The following is a 19,656-nucleotide window of genomic DNA, read 5'->3' as shown; positions in this document are numbered from 1 at the left end:
CGTCAGCCGGCCAGGCCGTGGCGTTGCCCCAGGGCGTCCGCCCTGGGGTCCGCGGGGTTGCGCCGTCTCAGGATGCTCACGAGCACTCCGGCCACCGCACGCACGCCGGCGTCGGATCTGTCGGCTGCGGGGCCGAGGCGGTCCCGCAGCCTCCGCAGTGCCTCCTCCGCATGGGCCACGGCCTTGTCGTGCTCCCTCGGGTCGGACACGCGCCGGGCGAGGTCGGAGTGGTAGCCGGCGAGATTGCACAGCGACTGCGCGAGGCGTTCCTCGAAGGCGGGGTTCTCGGCGGCGAGCAGCGCACGGGTGCGGACCGCGGCCCTGCCCCGTCTGAGCGCGGTCGGCAGGTCGCCCGCATCGGCGGCGAGGCGGCCCAGCAGGTCGAGGACCTCGCTGAGTTCCTCGAAGCCGGACGTTCCCCCGGCGTGCAGCTGCCCCAGGATCGCGAGCGCCTCGTCGCCCGCCTCCCGCGCCTTCGGTATGTCACCCACGCCGCCGTACGCCGCGCACAGCACCGACAGCGCGTCCGCGAGCCCGGCCTCGTGCCGCCGGTCGGATCCCGGGCCGGCCGCGCGGAAGGTCTTCACCGCCTCCTCCGCCAGCCGGACGGCCGAGGCACGCCTCTCGTCGTCGCCCGCCTGATGCAGGACGCTCGCGATGTTCACGAGGATGCGGGAGCGCTCGGTCGGCTTCAGCGCCGGCTCCTCGGTCCGCTCGACGAGCAGCAGCGCCTCGTCGACGGACTCCCACGACTTCTCGGTCTGTCCGTCGCCCAGTTCCAGCGATCCGAGCGTGGCCAGGGCGCTCGCCAGGGCCGCCCGGTACGCGGCCGGATGGTGCTCGGCCAGCACACGCCATGCGTCGACCGCGCGGCCGGCCTCACGGAGAGCCTCGTACGACTGGCCCGCCCGGGAGTAGGAGCGGACCCGTTCGTCGGCGCTGCGGGCAAGGTCCACGCCCGTGGTGGCCCGGTCCGCGTCGTAGGGGGCGAGGCGGCGGTCGATCGCGGCGACTCCGACCGCGAGGTCGGCACCGCGGTGTCTGGGCAGCTCCGCGCGGATCCGCACCAGCAGGTCGGTGTGCTCGGTGGTCTCGGCGAAGGTGGCGAGGAAGGTGCCCCCGGCGCGCACCGCGAGCTTCGGGTGGTCCCGCAGCAGCGGATGCAGGACCGCGCTCGCGACATGGGACCAGCGGCGTGAGGTCTCCGCGAGCATGGTCATCGCGTACGGCGTCCAGGGCGGCCCGTCGACTTCGGAGTCCGACGGGAGAAGCAACCGTTCGGCGAGTTCCTGCGCCTCCATCTGGGCGGGGTAGTCCGCGCTGTGGCCGGGGATGGTGAGCGCCAGGAAGTCCTCGCCCAGCCGGTCCGGGTACAGCGGCTCCAGGACGGCGCTCTGGGCGCCGTCGAGGGGCGGATAGCACTGACGGTGGAGGTTGAGCAGCGGGTCGATGACCTCGTCGCCCCTGATGCCGGCGCGACGCAGGGCCTTGCGCGCCTGTCGCACCGGCAGTCCGCCGGTGACCGTGGCGACGAAGACGGCCCGTCTGACCTGGTCGAGGGTGAGCCCGCGGAAGTCGCGGTGGCCCAGGACGTCCTCCCACTGGGCCCGCTCACGGGCGAGCAGGTCCGCCGACACGGCGACCGGATCGACGGGGGCGGGAGTACCGGACAGCTGTGCCAGCACGTCCACCAGGGCCGCCATGTGCACCGTGAGGACGAGGGAGAAGTCGCGCAGAGTCCAGTCGGGTTGTCTGTCGACGGGTTTGGGGCGCACTCGGTCGATGGGGATGCCGAGGGCTTGGGCGTAGCCCTCGCGCGCGGTCTGGAACTCCGCGGGCCGGTGGCTCGGGTCAGGGGTGTGCGAGGTGAGGGCGACGGCGTTGTGCAGGGCGATGACGGACGGCAGACGCGAGGTGAGGGCGGTCCACCAGTGACCGGTCATCCGGGCGAGCAACAGGACCCGTAAGGGGCCGGAACCGGACGAGGCGACGAACTCCAGCAGCGCACTCAGTTCCTCGGTCGGCCACCGGTCGGCGTAGTCGACGACGACGAGTGTCCCCGCGCCACCGGAGCGCCAACGGACCCCGGTGGCCTCGCGCAGCACGGAAACCTGCTTCGGGCGGCGGACGGCGTGCCAGGCCTGCCATCCCTCCTTCGCCCATTCCTCGGCCAGATGGCGGGCGAAGCGCGTCTTGCCCTGGCCGCCACCGGCGTACAGGACCCCGAGGCGCGCGCCGCCGCCCTCGCGCCAGATGGCGAAGTGCACCAGTTCGGCTTCCCGGCCGTGGAAGGGGACGACGGCGCGGTCGGCCCGCAGCAGAAGGCTCGGAGTGATACGGGCTCCGTCCGGCTCGACGGGGTCGAACTGCTCGGGGTAGCGCCGCAGTACGCAACTGGAGCCCGGGACGCTCACCGCGTCCGGCGTCGCGGTGTCGGCCGCCCCGGCGGAATCGGGGCCGGGGTCCGGCGGGGGACGCCACTGACGGTTGCGGACGAGGGCGAGGTGGTCGCCGCGGCCGGCCTGGCTGTACTGGGGACGGGGCATCCGCCGCTCGCGCAGCCCTCGTACGACAGCGGTCGTGACGGCGCGCAGGGTGAGAGCCCGGTCCGGTGAGGGCACACCATCGCGCAGCGTCTTGAGCAACTCGCCTGTGAAGACGGTGTGTTTCTCGCCCGGTACGGCGATCGAGACACTGTCGCGGGCGGACGAGGTCAGGATGTAGGCGCTGCTGGGCTCGATCTCCCGGTCCATCACCGACTCCACGTCCGACATGGCGATCGCCATACCGCTCCAGCAGCAGTCCAGGATGATCACCGCATGGCGGGCCATGCGTTCGGTGACGAACTCGCTGATTTCGGCGAACTCGATCTTTCGCGCGCTGAGGGTGTCGCCGGTGGAGGAGACGGTCGGCAGGACGAGCCGGGACTTGTGGATGGCTCCGTGGCCCGCGAAGTACACCACCACGGTGTCCTCGGCGTTGTTCGCGGCGGACAGGACAGGCACGAGGACGTCGGAGGGGTCCTCGGGGTCCTCGATCACATCGCAGTGCTCAGGTGGCAGGCCCCACAGGTCCGGATCGGTGAGGACCGCCCTGAGGTCGGCGAGGTTCGTCGCGACCGCGGGCAGGGGCTGCCAGCAGTCGGGGTCGGCATAGCGGGTGACTCCGATGAGGACGGCCCGCGACTTCGCCGGATCCGGGTGGTGGATCACGCTTCGCCACCGGGGACGAGCTGATCCTCCTCGCCCGACGGCTGCCGGCCCTCGCCCGAGGGCTCGTCGCCGCCCTGGGCGAGAAGTTCGAGCAGCTGTCGTGACACCTCCAGGGCGGCCTGGTGGTCGCGGGCCTGGCGCACCTCGAACTCCACGCTCCGCGAACCGCACGTCACCTTCATGGTGATGCTCCGCTGACGGCCCGCCAGCCAGGCGGTGAGGGCCTGGACCAGGGCGGCGCCCACCCCGCCCGCGCCGAGCACCATCACCAGGTCCTTGATGACGCCGCTCATCGCACCGCCGACGCCCGGCGCCGGCCGCGCTTCGACGGCGAGCGGGCGCAGTTCCCGGTCGCGGGCCAAGTCGTGACGCAGGGCGTCGAGTTCGATGTGCGGCTGCTCAGTGCCGAGGATCTCCACCACCAGCTTCATCGCCTCAGCTTGGCAGATCCCGGACCAAACCATATGACGTTCGGGCAAACCGCTGACCGACCTCGTTCCGGCCGGGCCGTCGCTACGATTCTGGTCACTGAGGTCGCGACCAGGAGCGAGGCATGATCGAACTGTCAGACATGATCGTGCAGTTACGGCAGGAGCTGTATGCCGCGATGACGAACGGTCCGGCCGGACCCGTGCGGTTCGAGCTCGGTCCGGTGGAGATCGAGGCGAGCGTGACGGTGGGCCGCGAGGCGGGAGTCGGCGGCAAGGTCCGTTTCTGGGTCGTCGAAGCCAACGCCGACGGCAAGGTGGCGACTTCACAGACCCATCGGATCAACGTCACGTTGCAGCCGAGGCTGGTCACGCCGGACGGCACTCAGCGGACTGTCCTGATCTCGGGAGATGACGTCGACGGCGAGCGGTGACCGATGTCCGGGGCACGCCGGCCCGCACCGGGACCGCAGGGCTACTCGGCGACCTGCCGCGCGAGGGCGCGGCCCAGCTCCAGCGGGTCCCGCTCCGACTCCGCGTACAAGGCCATGGCGAGTTCCGGGGCGGACAGGAGGGCCTCTCCCGCCGGGTCGCCGGTAGCGCGGGCGGCCAGCGCGAGGCCGGTCCAGCTCTCGGGGTCGCCCCAGCCCCGGGCGATACGGTGCCGGAAGGCGTCAAGGGCCTCGCCGACGCGGCCGGTGACCAGGGCGACATCCTCGGGGCGGGCGCCCTCGACGACGGCCCCGGGGTCGGCTCCGAGGCGGCGGACGTCGTCGGGGTCGGCCAGCAGGCGGCGGAGCAGGACCGCGCGGGTGTCCAGGCCGCGTACCGGGCGCCCGGGGACGAGCTTGGGGGCGGGGGTGTCGCGGGGTGGCGCGGCCCCTCGGGCGAGGGCCTCCGCGTGGGCACGGACCGCGCGCGGATCGGGCCGCACATGGTACGCCCGCCAGGTCGCCCGGTGGTCGGCGACGGCGAGTTCGGCGGCGGCCAGGGGGCCGGCATCGACCGGTTCGGCAAGCCAGGGCCGCAGAGTCGCGGTCAGCTCCGCCACCAACCTCCGCCCCAGGGCGGTGAGTTGGGGGGCGTCGGCGATCGAGTGCAGGGCGTGGGCCGCCTGGGTCCGCCACAGGGCGAACTCGAAGCCCGCGAGGGGGTGTTCGCGTCGGCGCCAGAATCCGGTGACGCCGTGGAAGGCGTACACACCCTGCAGCAGGCCGCCGAGAGGGCGCGGATCGTCGCGCCAGGGGGCGTAGTGGCGCTGTTCGCCGGTGTCCTCGTGGAGGGTGAACAGATGCATGAACGCGCCGAGTTTGTTGTGCTGGAACTCGTGCACCAGGGTCGAGGCGAACTGCTCGGCGTCGTCCGGGACGGAGGCCAGTGCCGCGCCGAAGGCGTCGCCGGAGGAGGCGCTGTGGGGCCGGTACCGCTCGGCACGCGGCCGGGGCACGACCACGGCCAGCCCGCGCGCGATGGCCCGGGCCTCCTCGGGCCCTGTCTCCCGCAGCACGCCCCAGGCCTCGGTGAACAGTTCTCTCCAGTCGTCGGCGGGGAGCGGCTCGGGCGTGGCGGGGGTGCGCAGGGTGCGGTAGGGGTCGAGGTCGTCGAGGAACAAGGTGCAGCCGTCGGCGGCCAGTTCGGTGAGGGAGTGCCAGTCGGGACCGGAAACGGGCCGTCCGGCGACGGTGACCCGTCCCCCTCCTTCGGCACGCACGTCGGCGATGTCCCACTCGGCACCGCTGTCCACCGGCATCGCCCCGAGTCGCGGCAGCACCGCCCACCCGCGCCGCACCGGCACGTGCGTGCGGAACTCAAGTCCGGCAAGGATCGCCGCGCTCGCCGCGAGGGCGTGGAGGTGACCGGTGTGCACCCACAGCGGTGCGTCGTCCCCGGCACTGCCGCGCAGTCGGCGCAGGGTGTGCGCGGCCCAGGTGCCGGTCGTGGGATAGGCCAGCATCGTCTCCGCCGCCGTGGGGTCGGCCGCCCCGGCCCGGACGAGCAGCCGCCAGGCGTCGGCGGCCGGGGCCGGACCGGCGGGGGCGCCGCCGCGACGGCGTCCAGCACCGCACGGATGGCGAGCAGCCGCCAGCTGCGCTCGCTCGCTCGGAGGCTGTCCACGGCGTCCGTGCCTCCGGCGCCGGAGAGCAGTTCGTCGAAAGCGGTGGCGGGCAGGGCGTGGGGTGGGGTCGTGGGCTGCGACACGGCCCCGGTCCTAGGCTTCGCGCGGCGGCTGGTAGCCGCCGAAGCTGCCCTCGGAGTCGTCGATCCGGCTGAGCAGCCGGCTCAGGGAGGCGTCGGCCTGCGGGAGTTCCAGGACGGGCCAGTCGTCCAGCCGGACACCACTGAGATCGACCAGCTCGGACTCGACTCCCGGCATCTGCATCGCTGTCCCTATGTCGCGCATAAATCTGGATGTGACGGAGAATACGCCTGAATACCACCTTTCAGCGGTATTCAGACGACTTGGTCGACCCTAGCGCATCCGCACCACACCTCACCGCCGCCGCACGGAATTCCGCCCGATTCGAGTGACACGTCAGCGCCCCCTGGGTAGAACGGGAGCGTGCACGAACTCTCTTACCACGCCGCTGAGTTGCAGGGCCTGGAATCCGATCCGGGGCGGACGGGCTGAGTCCGGTGCAGGAGCCGGACGGACGCCCCGGTCTGGACCCGCTTCGCGTGGCGGAGGTGATGGTCCGGGCGGCCGGCGGCGCCCAGGGTCCCGGCCGTCGCGGCTCCGGCTACCGGGTGGGCCCGCGCTGGGTGCTCACGGCCGCACATGTCGTACAGGGCTCGACACAGGGCGATGTGCGGGTCAGGTTCGACGCGGACCGTCCCGACGAGTGGAACGCGCGGACCCGGGTGGCCCTCGCTTCCGACAAGGCCGACCTGGCACTCCTGGAGATCACCGACCCGCCGCCCGGCCCGCACGCGGCACCTGCCGTGCCCCCGGTCTACGGCGACCTGCCGGACACGGACCTCCACCTGCCGTGCAGCACACTGGGCTTTCCCCGCTTCAAGCTGCGCACCGACCGGATGCGGTCGCTCAACGACGGTTCGCCCTCCCAGTACCGCGACTCCTGCCATGCGAACGGTCTCACCTCGGTCCTGTCCAACCGCCGCGAGGGCACCCTGGAGCTTGCGGTCACCCCGCCGGCCGCCGACCCGGACCCACGGCGCTCGCCGTGGGAGGGCATGTCGGGGGCGGCCGTCTGGCAGGACGGGCGGCTGGTCGGTCTGGTCAGCGCCCACCACCCGGCGGACGGGCTGGGCCGACTCGCGGCCACGAGGGTGAGCCACTGGTACGCGCTGCTGAACCCGGCCGAACTCAGCACCCTGCACGAATGCGCCGGGCTGCCTCTGGACCCGGCCGGTTTGTCCCGGCCCGACCCGGTCGCCGGGACCTCGCCGTCCCCGGTCTCCCTCGCCCATCTGCCCTCCACCCTCCGGCTCAGTGAACTGGCCGGTCTGGCCGACGCGTTGGTCGTGCTGCCGACCGTCGCCAACCGCACCACCCTCGACCTCACACTGTCCGGCATCGACCCGTCCGTCGCCGCGATGAGTCCCCGCTCGCCCATACTGCGGCCGGACGTGTACGGCATCCTGCGCACCTGTCTGCACTATCCGGGGAGTCTTGACCAATTCCTCGAAGCGGTAAGGCTGTTGGAGGGTGACTCGGCCGGGGTGGCCGTCCTCGACCGGGAGGCGACGGAGCTGTCCCGGCGTCACCGGCGCGAACCGGACGCACGGTGACTGATATCGCGCGCCCGGCTGAGCGCGGGGTTTCACAGTCCGTGCGGCGGGTCATGATGAGGAGGATGTGAGCAGCCAGCATCCAACACAGCCGGGGGAAGGGGTTTGGCCGCCATGGAGCCGACTGTGTCCGACGTGGAGTCCAGCCTGGTCGTTCTCGTGGGGGTATCTCTTGACACACTGCGCTCCATTGACGCCCGAGTTCTCGCCGGGTCGGTACAGGAGCTGCTGCCGCAGATCGACCACCAGCTGGCCAGCGTCAGTCAACTCGACGGCGGGGCGATGCGCTTCGACTGACGAGCCCGAGGCCGATTCGTGAGTACTGATTCCTCGCTGCCGCATCATCGCCTGCCCGCCCCCGGTGTGACGGAGCTGATGCGGGGCGAGGGCGGCCCGGACACCCTGGACCTCCTCCTGGGGGCCGAACGCAGCCGCCGGCTGCTCCTGCTGCGGATGCTCGACGACGCCACTGACCTCGGCCCCGCCTGGGACCTGCTCAGCCGGGCGCAGTGCCGCACTCCTCAGGTCGTCGGGGAACTCCTGATGTACCCCCAGACGGGCATGTGGCTGGCCACCGTACTGCGTCGGCTCCGCGGCGCGGCGTCCGTGGACGAGCCGCCGCTGCGGACGGTACTCGGCCATGCCGGTGCCCTCGCCGCCGCGGCGGGACTGCGGGCAGGTCTGGACTTCACCATCGACGTGCCGGTACGGCACGGCCGGATACCGCTGCCGACGCTCGGCTGTGCGGTGCTGCCGGTGAGTGATCCGTGGACCACGGCCACCGTACGGGCAGAGAGCGGAAAGGCCGTGCTGGAGGTGCCCGGTGCCACGGTCGCCGTACCGTATCCGCTCGGTTCGCCGGGCCCGCACTGGCATCCGGTGCGTCGGCTCTCGGTCGGTCCCGAGGGCCGGCGGCTCACCATCGCCCTGGACGACACGGACCCCTACCGGACCTATCCACTGCCGACCGAGCCCCACCCGCTGTCCGACGAGGCCGCGGCACTCTGGCGGCAGTTGCTGGAGCAAGCCTGGACAATGCTGCTCGACGAGCAGCCCACCACGGCCGACGCGATGCGCCAAAGCTGGCTGTCGCTGACTCCCACAGCCCCAAGGGAAAGGTTTCGGCCACGTAGTGTCACATCCGGGGACGCGTTCGGCGGACTCGAGGCCTCGGAACCGGACGACGCCACCCAGCTGGCCGTCACTCTCGTACACGAGTTCCAGCACACGAAGCTCGGCAGCCTGCTGCACCTGTCGCCCCTGCTGACCCGCGACACCGGTGCATCACCGGAGCTGTGGTACGCGCCTTGGCGAGACGACCCGCGGCCTCTCGACGGCCTGGTCCAAGGTATCTACGCGTTCGTGGGCATCACCGCGTTCTGGCGTGGGCACCGCGCGGCCACAACGGAACGCGGCGCCCTGGCGCACTTCGAGTTCGCCCTGTGGCGCATCCATGTGCACACGGCAATGGAGCAAATACACCGCCACCCGCGCTTCACCCCGCTCGGCACGGCCCTGCTGGCCACATTGCGCAACCGAACCGCACAGTGGCTGTCCGAGCCGGTACCCGAGGAGTGTCTGGCGCTGGCCCGGCTCTGTGCCGACGACCGCCTCGCCCGCTGGCGCGCCCATCACAGGCGGCTTCCCGCGCCCGCGGTCGACAGCGCCGTCCGTGCCTGGCTGGCCGGAGCCGCCCCTCCCCCCTCGCCGGCGATGCAGTCCGAGATCGTGCCCGACCCGTCGGCACGCTGGCTCGACAGCCTGTCCGTGCTGGTCCGTTACCGCCTCGCCGACATGGACGACGACCGGATCTCACTCGACACCGCCGAGAAGACGGCCGCCAGGGTGGCCGGCGCCCTGACCGCGGACGCCCAGCTGGCGGCAGGCGACGCGACGGCGGCACGGCGCGCCTATCTGTCACACCTGGCGGCCGAACCCTGCCCGGCCGGGGCCTGGGCGGGCCTCGGCCGTGCCCTCTCCATGGCGGGCACCGACCCGGCGGCGGCCCGCCTGCTCTGTGAGCACCCGGAGCGGGCCCGAGCCGTGCACCGGGCCCTGCTGCGGGCAACCGGCACCGCGCCCGACCCGGTCCGCCTCGCCACCTGGCTCGGCTCGGCCGAAGGGTGAAGCGGTCGGCTCACATCGGCATCGGGTCGATGTCGCAGTCGAGGCGCCGCCTGGCCCGGGCCTGTACGGTCGCCGGGTGAGGGGCGGACTCGGCCGAACGCAGACGCGGCTCGTCCAGGACCCGTTCCATCCGCGCCAGGGTGTCCGCGCGCAGCGCCTCGGCCTCGGCCTCCTCCCCGAGCGCGATGAGGTCGAGGGAGAGATTGGCCGAGCCCACCAGCGTGGTCGGGTGGTCCTCGCCCAGCCGGGTCCGGCACAGCGCCACCGTCCGCTCCCCCAGTTCCCGGGCCTCGGCCACCTGCTCCAGTGCGCTCCGGTCGCTCGCCAGGTTGATGGCGCAGGCCAGCACGATCGGGTGGCTCTCCCCGAGGCGCCCCGTCAGTGAGGCCAGCGCCGCCTCGTCCAGCTCTCTGGCTTCCGCCACCCGGCCCAGCAGCCGCAGCGTCACCGCGAGGTCGACATCCGCGGCCATCACATGGGGGTGGTCCGGCCGGAAGACGGCACGGAAGCCTTCCGCGGCCTTCACCCCGCGCTCCAGTGCGCCCTCCAGGTCACCGTTGTGACGCAGCGCCACCGACAGGGCGAGCGCGGACGTCAGGGACTCCGGGTGCGTGTAGCCGTAGCGGAGGGTGAACTGATCGAATGTCTCGCGGGCCAGCTGCAGCGCGTTGACCTGGTCGCCCTCTTTCCGGCAGGCCTCGCTGAGCTGGCGCACGCACCGCAGCGTGGTGGGGTTCTCGGGCCCGAAAGTCGTCCGGTAGCCCTCGACGACGGCCTGCTGGAGGGAGCGCGCGCCGACGTAGTCGCCCGTCTCGCGCACATCGACGGCGACACTCGCCTCGGTCACCAGGGACTGCTGATGGTCACGGCCGAACAGCCGCACCTTCATCTCGTGGGTCCTCCGGTCGATTTCCAGGGCACGCCGGAACTCGCCGACCAACCGCAGGCTGACCCCCAGGTTGTGGGAGGTGACCAGCGTGGTGGGATCGTCCTCGCCGAAGGCGCGCAGGGCCCGCTGATAGGCCGTCTCGTCCACTTCGGCACCGGCGTTGAAGTCGCCCTGGTGGCGTCGTACCGCCGCTTCGAGGTTCAGGGCCACCAGCGCGTCCTCGCGGGTGTCCTCCTGGTCGGCCCGAGCGGTACGGGTATAGACGTCCTTGAGGACGGACACGACCTGCGCGGCCTCGTCGTGGCGCCCCACCATCAGATACAGGAAGCCCAGCCACCAGCCCATCAGCAGGGTCTGCTGGTCCTCCTGCCCGAACAGCCGCTGCCAGGTCTCCCAGGCCTGCTCCGAGAACTCGATGGCAACGGGGTGGTCACCCCAGTACCACAGGTACTTGGCGACGTTCATCACCAGTTCGCGCACCCACGGCTGGTCGGACTCGACGGCGGTGGACGCGATGACATGGCCGTACAGCTCCGCGTAGCGAAGCCAGTTGCCCGGCTGGTTGGGTCCTTTCGGGTCGGCTGCCGCGAGCAGTGTGTGAGCCCCATTGCGCATGCGCTGCTGTTCCTCGGGGGTCATCCGGTGGATCAGAACCGCCTGGACGAGGCGGTGCATCTCGATCGAGTTGGTCCGGTGGTCGATACGGGCGAGTGAGTAGCGGTTGATCTCCCGTATGGCACGGGCCAGTCGCATCGGGTCGTTGAGGGCCCGGTCCAGCTCGGGATCGATCTGGGACGCTCCCAGCCCCGAGAAGATCGAACGTGAAATCGGATCCGGCGCGAAGTAGGAGCACAGTTGGAGCAGGCGCAGCGCGGTGCGGCTGCGGGTCTCCAGGTGGTCGAGGGAGACGTTCCAGGCCGCCGCGACCGGCAGCTGGTAGTCCGCGGGCGGGGAGACCTCCAGGAGTTCGCTGCGCTTGTGCTCGAACAGCCGCAGGTACTCCGAGACCGGCATCCCGGTCTCCGCCCGCCAGGCCGCCGCCTGTTCCAGGGCCAGCGGAAGGTCGCCGAGGGCCTCGGCGAGACGGTCGGCGTCGTGATCGGTGAGTTCCTCGCCATAGGCCCTGGACCGGCGCAGCAGCTGCTTGCTCTCGTCCCGGGTGAAGACGTCGACCTCGAGGGAGGGGCCGACCACGCTCCAGCGGCGGTTGCGGGAGGTGACCAGGATGGTGCCGCTGCCACCCGTCGGGAAGTACTCGCGCACCCGCTCCGGGCTGTCCGCGTTGTCGAAGATCAGCAGCCAGCGGGAGTACGGCCGCCCCTCGCGCAGCGCCTCGCGCACCGCGGGTCCGGCGATGTTGGCCTCCGCGCTGCTGACGAGCCCGAGGCGCTGGGCGAGTTCCACCAGGGCCTGCCCGATCTGTCCGGGGCGCTCGGCGGGGATCCACCAGACGACGTCGTACTCGGACTGGTGCCGGTAGGCGTATTCGATGGCCAGCTGGGTCTTGCCCACACCACCCATGCCGTGGATCGCCTCGGGCAGTACGGTGGTCGTGCCCTCGCGCAGCCGTTCGCCCAGACGTTCGAGAAGATCCACGCGGCCGGTGAAGTTCGGGTTGCGCGGCGGGATGTTGCCCCAGACCCGCGGCGTGGAGTGCCCGCCTTCCACCGTCGGCTGCTGCTGCGTGGTGGTCATGGCCGTGGCTCCTTCTGAAGTGGTCCCGGACCCCCCGGGTGCTGACGCGGACTGCTCGGGGGCCCGTGAGCCGGCGGGCCCGGAACGCCCCGGCCCCTCCGGCCGGACGGGCCTGCGGACCGTGCCGCCCTTGCGCAGGCTGACGGTGTGCTGGCGGTCGTACTCGTCGAGCGCCCGTGCAAGTCGCCCGGCGCGGGTGAGGAACCGCCCGGAAAGGGCGGACAGCGCCGCGAGTTCGACCCGCAGGACGGAGACATTGCTCAGGGTGACGGGCGGCACGGGGGCGGTGTCGAACGGCTGGCCGGTGTCGGTCGCGTCGGGCTCGGCAGCGTCGGTGCCCTCCATGACGGCAGGTTCGCCGCTCCCCTGTGCCGCCGCGAGCAGGGACCGCACTTCGTGCAGCACCCGCACGGTGTCGCGGCGCCGGGACAGGGCCAATAACTCCTGGCGGATGTTGGGCCCGAACGCGAAGGCGACACCGGCCGCCCGGTCGGCGTCCCCGCCCGCGGGCCGCACCAGGCCGCTCATCAGCAGCTCGCTGAGGTGGGCCGGTCCGGCGCCGGGCACCGACCCGGTGACGGCCCGCATCGCCGACGGTGTCAGCGGAGCCGCCGCCAGCCGGGTGGCGAGCGCGAACGCGGTGGGCGAGGCAGCCGCCCGGAACTCCGAGACGCGCTCCCACGGGGGCACGGCGCTCGCGGGGTCGGGCACATCGTCGATCCACGGCACGGCCCGTGCCGCGTCCACCCGCCGCTTCCACTCGCGCGCGCGAACGCCCGACATCTCCAGCCAGCCGGGCCTGCGGCCGGTCACCAGATCGACCCAGCCGGCCAGCGACCGCTCGGCCAGCTCCAGGACGGGGACCGGCACCACGCCTGCCGGGTCGCCGTCGTCGACGGGCTCCAGCGGCGAGGTGCGCATCTCCCAGCGCAGCCTGGTGTTCGGCGTCCACGGCGCTTCGGCACGCAACCGCATCCGGTGGACGTCCAGCCCGGTACGGAACCACAGCCGCTGAGGCGGCAGTTGCAGCACGGCCAGCGGACCCATCCCGCCGAGTTCGCGCAGCAGCGGAAGCACCGCGCCCGACCGCCAGCCCGCGGCGAGGCCGTCGGTCAGCACCAGCACCACCCGGTGATCGGCCTTGGCGGGAGGCAGATCGGCCAATCGGATCCGGTCCGGTTCGGTGTCGTCGGAGCACAGCAATTCGGTGCTCGTCACCGGTCCCAGATGAGCCAAGTCGCCCAGTCCACGCTTGAGTTGGCCGACCTCGGCGTCCCACACCCGCATGGTGACGTGGTCGTCCACGACCAGCAGCACGGCACAACGCCCGACGGTGTCCGGTGCGGCGAGCCCGCTCAGGGCCTCGAGCGCAGCCTCGTAAGACACAGCGTCAGGAGTCGGCGCCACCGCTGCTCGTGAGTCATCGTCACACCGCATAAGCACTCTCTGCGCGTCCAGGGGCTCTGGTCGCCGGGGTGAAGGAGGGGAGGCGCATTGCGCGGGCACGCGTGACCACGCGCCCACCCTGCCAGTGGACTGCCGCAGGTGCAAGGCGGCAGGCCGGAAGGGGTGAGAGGAGACCGGGTCGGGCAATGGGACACGGGCGCGCAGCCGTATCAGCGTGGCACCGCTCCTTGTACCGCGCAAGGGTGCCTCCTCGGCTGTTTCGTCGCCCGACCGCAGGAAAGACAAGGCCGGTAAAGGGCCCCTTGAAGCGGGATGGAGAGAACAAACCGGTCGGCCCAACATGAGCGTGAGCCGAGCCGTCCGGCGCCCCGGGGCGGGCGTCGGGCAGGCCGTCCGGCGGCTCGGGCGGGACGTCGGGCAGGCCGTCCGGCGGCTCGGGCGGGACGTCGGGCAGGCCGTCCGGCGGCTCGGGCGGGACGTCGGGCAGGCCGTCCGGCGGCTCGGGCGGCCGCCTCGGCGCCGGTGCGGCTGACGGACGGGCCCCGGCCTCCGACCGGGCCCTCCGGCCGTTCACGGCGGGCCTACACCGGACCGGGCGGGGTCGGTTTGCGGTCGGGGTCGTCCAAAAGGATCGCGAGGTGCCGGCCGACATGACCGTCCCAGGCGTCCGGCCCGGCGGCCAGCGCCTTGTTGCGCCACTTGCGGACCCGGTCCTCCAGACTGCCGAGGCTCCGCTCCTCCAGAATGTCCCCGAGCGCATCCCGGAAGGCCGCGTCGGAGCAGTCGCCGCGGTGCCAGAGCATCGCCGGCACCCCCGCCCGCAGCCCGGCCAGCACCTCTCGCCGCCCCGCTCCCGAGTCGTCGCCCGGTGGCTCGCTGAGCACCAGGCACACCGCCTGGCCGTCCTCCTTCAGCTCGCGCTCCAGGTGGAAGAAGTACGGCCCCTCCTGCCCGGGACGGCTCCAGTGGGAACGGCTGTCCGCCGGACGCTCGCTCAGCTGCCGCCACTTGGCCGACCACGGCCGGTGCCAGGCACCCCGCTGCAGTCGTTCCAGGCTCCGCACCACCACCGGGTAGTCGAGGACCAGCGGGGTCGGCAGCGAGGAGTCGGACTCCCGCGACCACCACTCCACAGGCTCGTTCAGCAATTCCCACGGCAGCACGAACTCCAGGAACACCGGCTGGCGCAGATCCGCCCACCGCTCCTCGGTCTCCTCGATCAGCGCCTCGACCGCCGCAGGCAGTTCGTCCCGCCGAAGATGGACGGTCTCCCCACGCACCGGATGCCAGCCCTCGGAGTCGGACTGGCGCCAGTGCGAGAGGTAGTAGCGGTCGGCCTCGACCCGGTCGGGCTCGAACTGGATGAGCAGATAGGCGGGCACCACGGAGGGCTCCGGCTGGAGAAACTCCGCGTGCTGCCAGGCCGTCAGCAGGGCCTCCGCCTCCAGCCGCCCGGCCTGGTCGCGGTTGAAGCGGCGCAACTGCTCCGCGGCCTCCGCCCGGCCGTCCTCCACCAGCCACTCCGCGCACAGCGACAGGAACGCCAGGCTGGGCGCGAGCTCGTCGGGCGGTGTGTTCTCCCCGGCCAGCCGCAGGAACACCTGCCAGGCCGAACGGCACCAGGAGGGCAGCTCCTGGACTCTGGACCGGCTGGCCCGCCGGGCCATGGCCGACAGGTTCACGGAGCCCATGGACTGCAGTACGGGGCGCAGCGCGCCCAGGTCGACCTGGAAGAAGTCGACGGCCTCCCATTCGTCCACCAGCGGCCACAGTTCCACGACCGTCGCAGACCCCTGCTCCACGTACTCCAGGGACCGCACCAGACACGCGAGCCCGTCACCGACGCCGGTGCACTGCCTCGCCACTGCCAGCAGCCAGGGCCTCAGCCGGTCGCCGGTGAGCGGTTCCACGCTCGCGCCCAGCTCGCCCGAGAGCAGGTCGCGCCAGACCTCACGACTGGCCGGCTGGCTCACCGTGGCCGAGCGCTGCAGCGCGTCCACGATCGAGACGACCAGTCCGTTGCGGACCCGTTCCAGACTCCGCTCTCCCACCCGTTGCCTCCAGACACCCTGCACGGTTCCCTGACGGTGCCGACCAGGGTAAGGCCAATCCGGCCGCGCCGTGCGGGCCTCATCGCACCTCACCGCTCCTGTCATTCATTCGGTTCACGCCGGTGCCGCTCTTCCGAGGAGCGGGCCCGCGCTTCGCCGAACCGTGCGCCCTGTGCACGAGCGCATACGACCGGATCCGGGCGGCGAAGCGCGAAGCCCCTCGAACCTACGACGTCAGATACGCCTCCACCTCACTGAACTGGCCTGCGGGCCAGCCGGTGTTGGCGCTGACCGTCAGTCGCAGACGGCGCAGGCTGGTACCACCCGGCAGGGAGACGATGGCCGTGTTGCCGGTTGCCGGGTCGAACCGGTAGCCCTGCGGGCCGACCACCGTGGAGTAGGTGGAACCGTCGGTGCTGCCCAGCACCGTGATGGTCTGCGTCCGTGCGCCCCAGGCGGACGACGGCGGCAGCTTCAGCACCAGTCGGCGGACGGCCTCGGTCGAGCCGAGGTCCACCGTCCAGGACTGCGGGAAGGCGTGGTTGGCGGACTCCCAGTAGCTGTTCGGGTCGCCGTCGACCGCCTTGCCTGGCGTGTAGACGTCCTGAGAGCCGGTGGCGGTGGCCGGGCGGCCCTTGGCCAGGTTGCGGTTCGGGTCGGGGTCCGGGTTGCCCTGGCCGGGCTGGGGCCAGGTCGAGCAGTCCGACCAGGTGCTGCTCCAGCCGGAGTTGCCGCCGCCGTCGGTGAGCGCGAAGGAACCCGAGTTCGCGGGGTAGGGGCAGTTGTAGATGCCGGCCGCGCCGACGCCGGTGGCGGTGACGTTGCGGAAGGTGGCGGCGCCCTGGGCCTCGGCCTGGACCACGACCGTGCCGGTGTTGCGCACCGTCGCGCCGTCCACGGTGACGTTCCTGACCGGGTAGCCCTGCCCGCCGCCGGAGACGAACTCGAAGGCGCTGTAGGGGCTGTCCGTGATCGTCGTGTCGGTGATGTTCACGGTGGCGTTGATGGCGCTGTCGTACGAGTCGACGCGCAACGCCCCCATCGGATGGTTCCAGTTGGGATTCATGGCCCCTGTGCGGACGAGGGCGTTGCCGTCGACCGTGATGGTGCCCGCGAGGGGGTGGAAGGGGTCGAGGAACTTCTGGTTGGAGATCGCGATGCCGCTGCCGAGGGCGTTGGTGTCGGAGATCAGGTTGTTCCTGACGGTGATGTCGGTGCCGCCGTAGATCGCGATGCCGTTGGCGAGGTTGGGCTGCGAGATGGTGTTGTTCTCGAAGCTGCTGTTCGTGTCCGGCGCGTACAGGGACCACATCGCGAGCGAGTCGTCGCCCTGGTTGCGCAGGAAGTTGTTGCGGACGCGGACGCCCCGCGCGGTGCCGTTGAGGTTGAGGCCGTCGGCGGTGGTGTCGAGGATGCGGTTGTTCTCGACGACCAGGTTGTCGTTGTTGCCCATCAGCCAGAGGCCGACCTTGAGGTGCTGGAGCCACATGCCCGACACCGAACTCCTTGGCCCGAGCGACCCGTTGACGAAGTTGTCCGGGTTCGAGTCCACCCGCTCGGTGACCTCGCCCAGCACCGCGAAGTCCTTGATGTGGACGTTCCCGGCGGAGGACGACTGGTCGATGAAACGGGAGGTGTGCACGACGGAGTACCAGCTGCCGGCACCCTGGAGGGTCACGTTCTGCACACCGCTGAGCGAGGAGGTCAGCCGGTAGTCACCCGGCGGGATCCAGACCACTCCTCCCTGTGCGGCCGCGATGGCGTCCCGGAACGCCTGGGTGGAGTCACCCTGGCCGCTGGGGTCGGCGCCCCTGGAGACGACCGACACCGAACCGGCGGGCTGCGACGCGGCCGCGGCGACCTGCTCGAAGTCGGCGACGTCGACGGTGACCTGCGTGCCGGTCGACTGGAACGCGATCGTGTCGCCCGCCTCGACGTCCCGGCCGAGCAGCAGCCGGGCGTTGTCGAAGAAGTGATGTGTCCTGGCGCCGGGGATCCAGCCCGTGTCGATGTACGAGTACTTCGAGGTGACGGGCAGGGACTTCGCGAGCCTGGTGCCGTTGACGTACACGTCGAGGGTGCCGGACTGACCGTCCGGGACGCTGTAGGCGACGTTCACGGCATTGGCGGCGCGAGGCACGGTGAACTCGACCCGCTGCCCCGAACCGAGCCGGACGGCCTGGCGTCCGGAGGCCTCGGAGGCGAGGGTGCCCTGGGTGTGGTCGGGCCCGATCTTCGTGCCGTCGGTGGTCTCCGACTCGGCCTCGACGGAGGTGAAGGGGAGGGAGGCGCCCGCTGCCGCGTGGGCGGCCGGGGCGAGGGCGACGAGCATACCGGCGGCGAGGGCGACGGCCGCGCCGATGGCCGGCACACGCCTGACATGTCTGGGGGTGCTCTGCTGCATGTGCTGATCCCTTCGAGGTGGGGGTGCGGGGATAGCAAGCGGCGGCGGCTCAGACCCGGAGCCAGACCGCCGTGTCCTGCGGGAGGCGGCCCCGGTGGTCCAGCGGGCCGCTGGCGAGCAGGAGTCGGGTGTGCGCGGGCAGTTCGGCGGGGGCGGTCGCGAGGTTCACCACGCAGACCGCGCCGTCCGCTCCGTTCGCGCGCGTGAAGGAGAGGACTCCCTCGGAGGCGGGCAGCCAGGTGAGGGGGCCGTCACCGAACCGCGGGCGCAGCCGGATCGCCTCGCGGTAGAGGTGGAGCATGGAGTCAGGGTCGGTCTGTTGCCGGTCGACCGCGTACGAGGGCCAGTCGGCCGGCTGCGGCAGCCATGGCTCCTCGTGGGAGCCGAAGCCCGCGTACGGCTCCCCCGCCGCCCAGGGCAGCGGCACCCGGCAGCCGTCGCGGCCCGGGGCGGTGCCGCCCGAGCGCAGGTACATCGGATCCTGTATCCGGTCCAGGGGGATGTCGACCTCCGGCAGTCCCAGCTCCTCCCCCTGGTACACATAGACCGCCCCGGGCAGGGCCAGCGACAGCAGCGCGGCCGCACGGGCCCGGCGGGTGCCGAGGGCGAGATCCGTCGGGGTACCGAAGGCCTTGGTGGCGAAGTCGAAGCCGGTGTCCTCACGGCCGTACCGGGTGACGGTGCGGGTCACGTCGTGGTTGCACAGCACCCAGGTGGCGGGTGCGCCCACCGGGGCGTGTTCGGCGAGGGTGGTGTCGATCGACGTCCGGAGACTCGCGGCGTCCCAGGGACAGGCCAGGAAGGAGAAGTTGAAGGCCGTGTGCAGCTCGTCGGGACGGAGGTAGCGGGCGAAGCGTTCGGGGTCGGGCAGCCAGACCTCGCCGACGAAGACACCGTCGTACTCGTCGGCCACCGCACGCCAGGAGCGGTAGATGCCGTGCAGCTCCTCGCGGTCGACGAAGGGGTGCGGGTCGCGGCCCCCGGCCAGGTCACGGCCCTCGCCCAGGTCCGGGAGGTCCGGGTCCTTGGCGAGCAGGGCCGCGGAGTCGATGCGGACACCTGCAACGCCCCGGTCGAACCAGAAGCGCAGGATGTCCTCGTGCTCGCGGCGGACGGCCGGATGGGCCCAGTTGAGGTCGGGCTGCTCGGGTGTGAACAGATGGAGGTACCAGTCGCCGTCGGGCAGCCGGGTCCACACGGGCCCGGTGGAGCCGACGAACTGGGACGGCCAGTCGTTCGGCGGGAGTTGGCCCTGCGCTCCGCGCCCCGGCCGGAAGTGGAACAGCTCGCGCTCGGGGCTGCCGGGGCCCGCCGCGAGCGCCGCACGGAACCAGGCATGCTGGTCGGAGACATGGTTGGGCACCACGTCGACGATGGTGCGGATGCCCAGCTCCCGTGCCTCGGCGATGAGTTTCTCCGCCTCGGCGAGCGTCCCGAAGGCCGGGTCGACGGCGCGGTAGTCGGCGACGTCGTAGCCGCCGTCCTTCATGGGTGAGAGGTACCAGGGGTTGAACCACAGGGCGTCCACACCGAGTTCGGCGAGGTACGGGAGCCTCGCCCGGACGCCCGCGAGGTCGCCGACGCCGTCGCCGTCGCCGTCCGCGAAGCTGCGTACGTACACCTGGTAGATGACGGCGGAGCGCCACCAGTCGGTGTTTCGGGCATGGGTGGGCTGTCCCACGGTGCCTGCCTT

At 71.9% G+C, this 19,656-nt stretch carries 13 protein-coding genes; 5 read left to right on the top strand and 8 right to left on the bottom strand.

What is annotated here, in order from left to right:
* Positions 1–2: 2 nt before the first annotated feature.
* Both N8I87_RS34380 and N8I87_RS34375 read right to left on the bottom strand, forming a co-directional pair.
* Positions 3–3,212, bottom strand: coding sequence for a caspase, EACC1-associated type (locus N8I87_RS34380; protein WP_263214669.1), 3,210 nt, complete (start codon positions 3,210–3,212; stop codon positions 3–5).
* The gene (locus N8I87_RS34375) at positions 3,209–3,643 is read right to left on the bottom strand and encodes an effector-associated constant component EACC1 (protein WP_263214667.1); all 435 of its coding nucleotides are present in this window, start codon (positions 3,641–3,643) and stop codon (positions 3,209–3,211) included. The genes N8I87_RS34380 and N8I87_RS34375 overlap by 4 nt, the downstream gene beginning before the upstream one ends.
* 122 nt (positions 3,644–3,765) lie before the next feature.
* Here N8I87_RS34375 and N8I87_RS34370 point away from each other — a divergent pair, with 122 nt between their 5' ends.
* Positions 3,766–4,074 carry a trypco2 family protein gene (locus N8I87_RS34370; protein WP_263214666.1) on the top strand — a complete coding sequence of 103 codons (309 nt, stop codon included), beginning with the start codon at positions 3,766–3,768 and terminating at the stop codon, positions 4,072–4,074.
* Between the two features lie 41 nt (positions 4,075–4,115).
* Here N8I87_RS34370 and N8I87_RS34365 read toward each other — a convergent pair whose 3' ends face one another.
* Both N8I87_RS34365 and N8I87_RS34360 read right to left on the bottom strand, forming a co-directional pair.
* Positions 4,116–5,594: an aKG-HExxH-type peptide beta-hydroxylase gene (locus N8I87_RS34365; protein ID WP_263214664.1), complete on the bottom strand. Its 1,479-nt coding sequence runs from the start codon at positions 5,592–5,594 to the stop codon at positions 4,116–4,118.
* A gap of 255 nt (positions 5,595–5,849) precedes the next feature.
* Positions 5,850–6,020: a hypothetical protein gene (locus tag N8I87_RS34360; protein WP_263214663.1), complete on the bottom strand. Its 171-nt coding sequence runs from the start codon at positions 6,018–6,020 to the stop codon at positions 5,850–5,852.
* A gap of 254 nt (positions 6,021–6,274) precedes the next feature.
* On the opposite strand from N8I87_RS34360, the gene N8I87_RS34355 reads away from it, so the two are divergent.
* The 3 genes from N8I87_RS34355 (at position 6,275) to N8I87_RS34345 (ending at position 9,517) form a co-directional block, all read left to right on the top strand.
* Entirely contained in the window at positions 6,275–7,390 is a 1,116-nt protein-coding gene (locus N8I87_RS34355) for a serine protease (protein WP_263214662.1), read from the top strand.
* Between the two features lie 114 nt (positions 7,391–7,504).
* Positions 7,505–7,687, top strand: a complete 183-nt coding sequence (locus N8I87_RS34350) for a hypothetical protein (RefSeq protein WP_263214661.1) — start codon at positions 7,505–7,507, stop codon at positions 7,685–7,687.
* A gap of 18 nt (positions 7,688–7,705) precedes the next feature.
* Complete coding sequence (locus N8I87_RS34345) at positions 7,706–9,517, top strand: HEXXH motif domain-containing protein (RefSeq protein ID WP_263214659.1); 1,812 nt, start codon at positions 7,706–7,708, stop codon at positions 9,515–9,517.
* A 10-nt stretch (positions 9,518–9,527) separates the two neighbouring features.
* On the opposite strand, the gene fxsT is transcribed toward N8I87_RS34345, so the two are convergent.
* Positions 9,528–13,487, bottom strand: a complete 3,960-nt coding sequence (gene fxsT, locus N8I87_RS34340) for an FxSxx-COOH system tetratricopeptide repeat protein (RefSeq protein WP_263214658.1) — start codon at positions 13,485–13,487, stop codon at positions 9,528–9,530.
* A 361-nt stretch (positions 13,488–13,848) separates the two neighbouring features.
* Between fxsT and N8I87_RS34335 the strand changes: the two genes are divergently transcribed.
* Positions 13,849–14,040, top strand: coding sequence for a hypothetical protein (locus tag N8I87_RS34335; RefSeq protein ID WP_263214656.1), 192 nt, complete (start codon positions 13,849–13,851; stop codon positions 14,038–14,040).
* A gap of 49 nt (positions 14,041–14,089) precedes the next feature.
* Here N8I87_RS34335 and N8I87_RS34330 read toward each other — a convergent pair whose 3' ends face one another.
* The 3 genes from N8I87_RS34330 to N8I87_RS34320 form a co-directional block, all read right to left on the bottom strand.
* Positions 14,090–15,559: a VMAP-C domain-containing protein gene (locus N8I87_RS34330; RefSeq protein ID WP_263214655.1), complete on the bottom strand. Its 1,470-nt coding sequence runs from the start codon at positions 15,557–15,559 to the stop codon at positions 14,090–14,092.
* Positions 15,560–15,785: 226 nt separating this feature from the next.
* Entirely contained in the window at positions 15,786–17,963 is a 2,178-nt protein-coding gene (locus tag N8I87_RS34325; RefSeq protein WP_263214653.1) for a discoidin domain-containing protein, read from the bottom strand.
* A 49-nt stretch (positions 17,964–18,012) separates the two neighbouring features.
* Positions 18,013–19,644 (bottom strand): glycoside hydrolase family 13 protein, encoded by a 1,632-nt coding sequence (locus N8I87_RS34320; RefSeq protein ID WP_263214652.1) that lies wholly within the window; start codon positions 19,642–19,644, stop codon positions 18,013–18,015.
* Between the last annotated feature and the right edge of the window lie 12 nt (positions 19,645–19,656).

The sequence above is a fragment of the Streptomyces sp. HUAS 15-9 genome (genome assembly GCF_025642155.1).
In the GTDB taxonomy this organism is placed as follows: domain Bacteria; phylum Actinomycetota; class Actinomycetes; order Streptomycetales; family Streptomycetaceae; genus Streptomyces.
The sequence above is the reverse complement of the archived record's forward strand: the minus strand, read 5'-3'. Positions and strand labels throughout refer to the sequence as shown.

Bases quoted from the DNA above. Each gene is read 5' to 3' on its own strand.
- N8I87_RS34375 (WP_263214667.1), bottom strand. From the start codon at position 3,643: ATGAAGCTGGTGGTGGAGATCCTCGGCACTGAGCAGCCGCACATCGAA.
- N8I87_RS34370 (WP_263214666.1), top strand. From the start codon at position 3,766: ATGATCGAACTGTCAGACATGATCGTGCAGTTACGGCAGGAGCTGTAT.
- N8I87_RS34365 (WP_263214664.1), bottom strand. From the start codon at position 5,594: ATGCTGGCCTATCCCACGACCGGCACCTGGGCCGCGCACACCCTGCGC.
- N8I87_RS34360 (WP_263214663.1), bottom strand. From the start codon at position 6,020: ATGCAGATGCCGGGAGTCGAGTCCGAGCTGGTCGATCTCAGTGGTGTC.
- N8I87_RS34350 (WP_263214661.1), top strand. From the start codon at position 7,505: ATGGAGCCGACTGTGTCCGACGTGGAGTCCAGCCTGGTCGTTCTCGTG.
- N8I87_RS34335 (WP_263214656.1), top strand. From the start codon at position 13,849: ATGAGCGTGAGCCGAGCCGTCCGGCGCCCCGGGGCGGGCGTCGGGCAG.
- N8I87_RS34325 (WP_263214653.1), bottom strand. From the start codon at position 17,963: ATGCAGCAGAGCACCCCCAGACATGTCAGGCGTGTGCCGGCCATCGGC.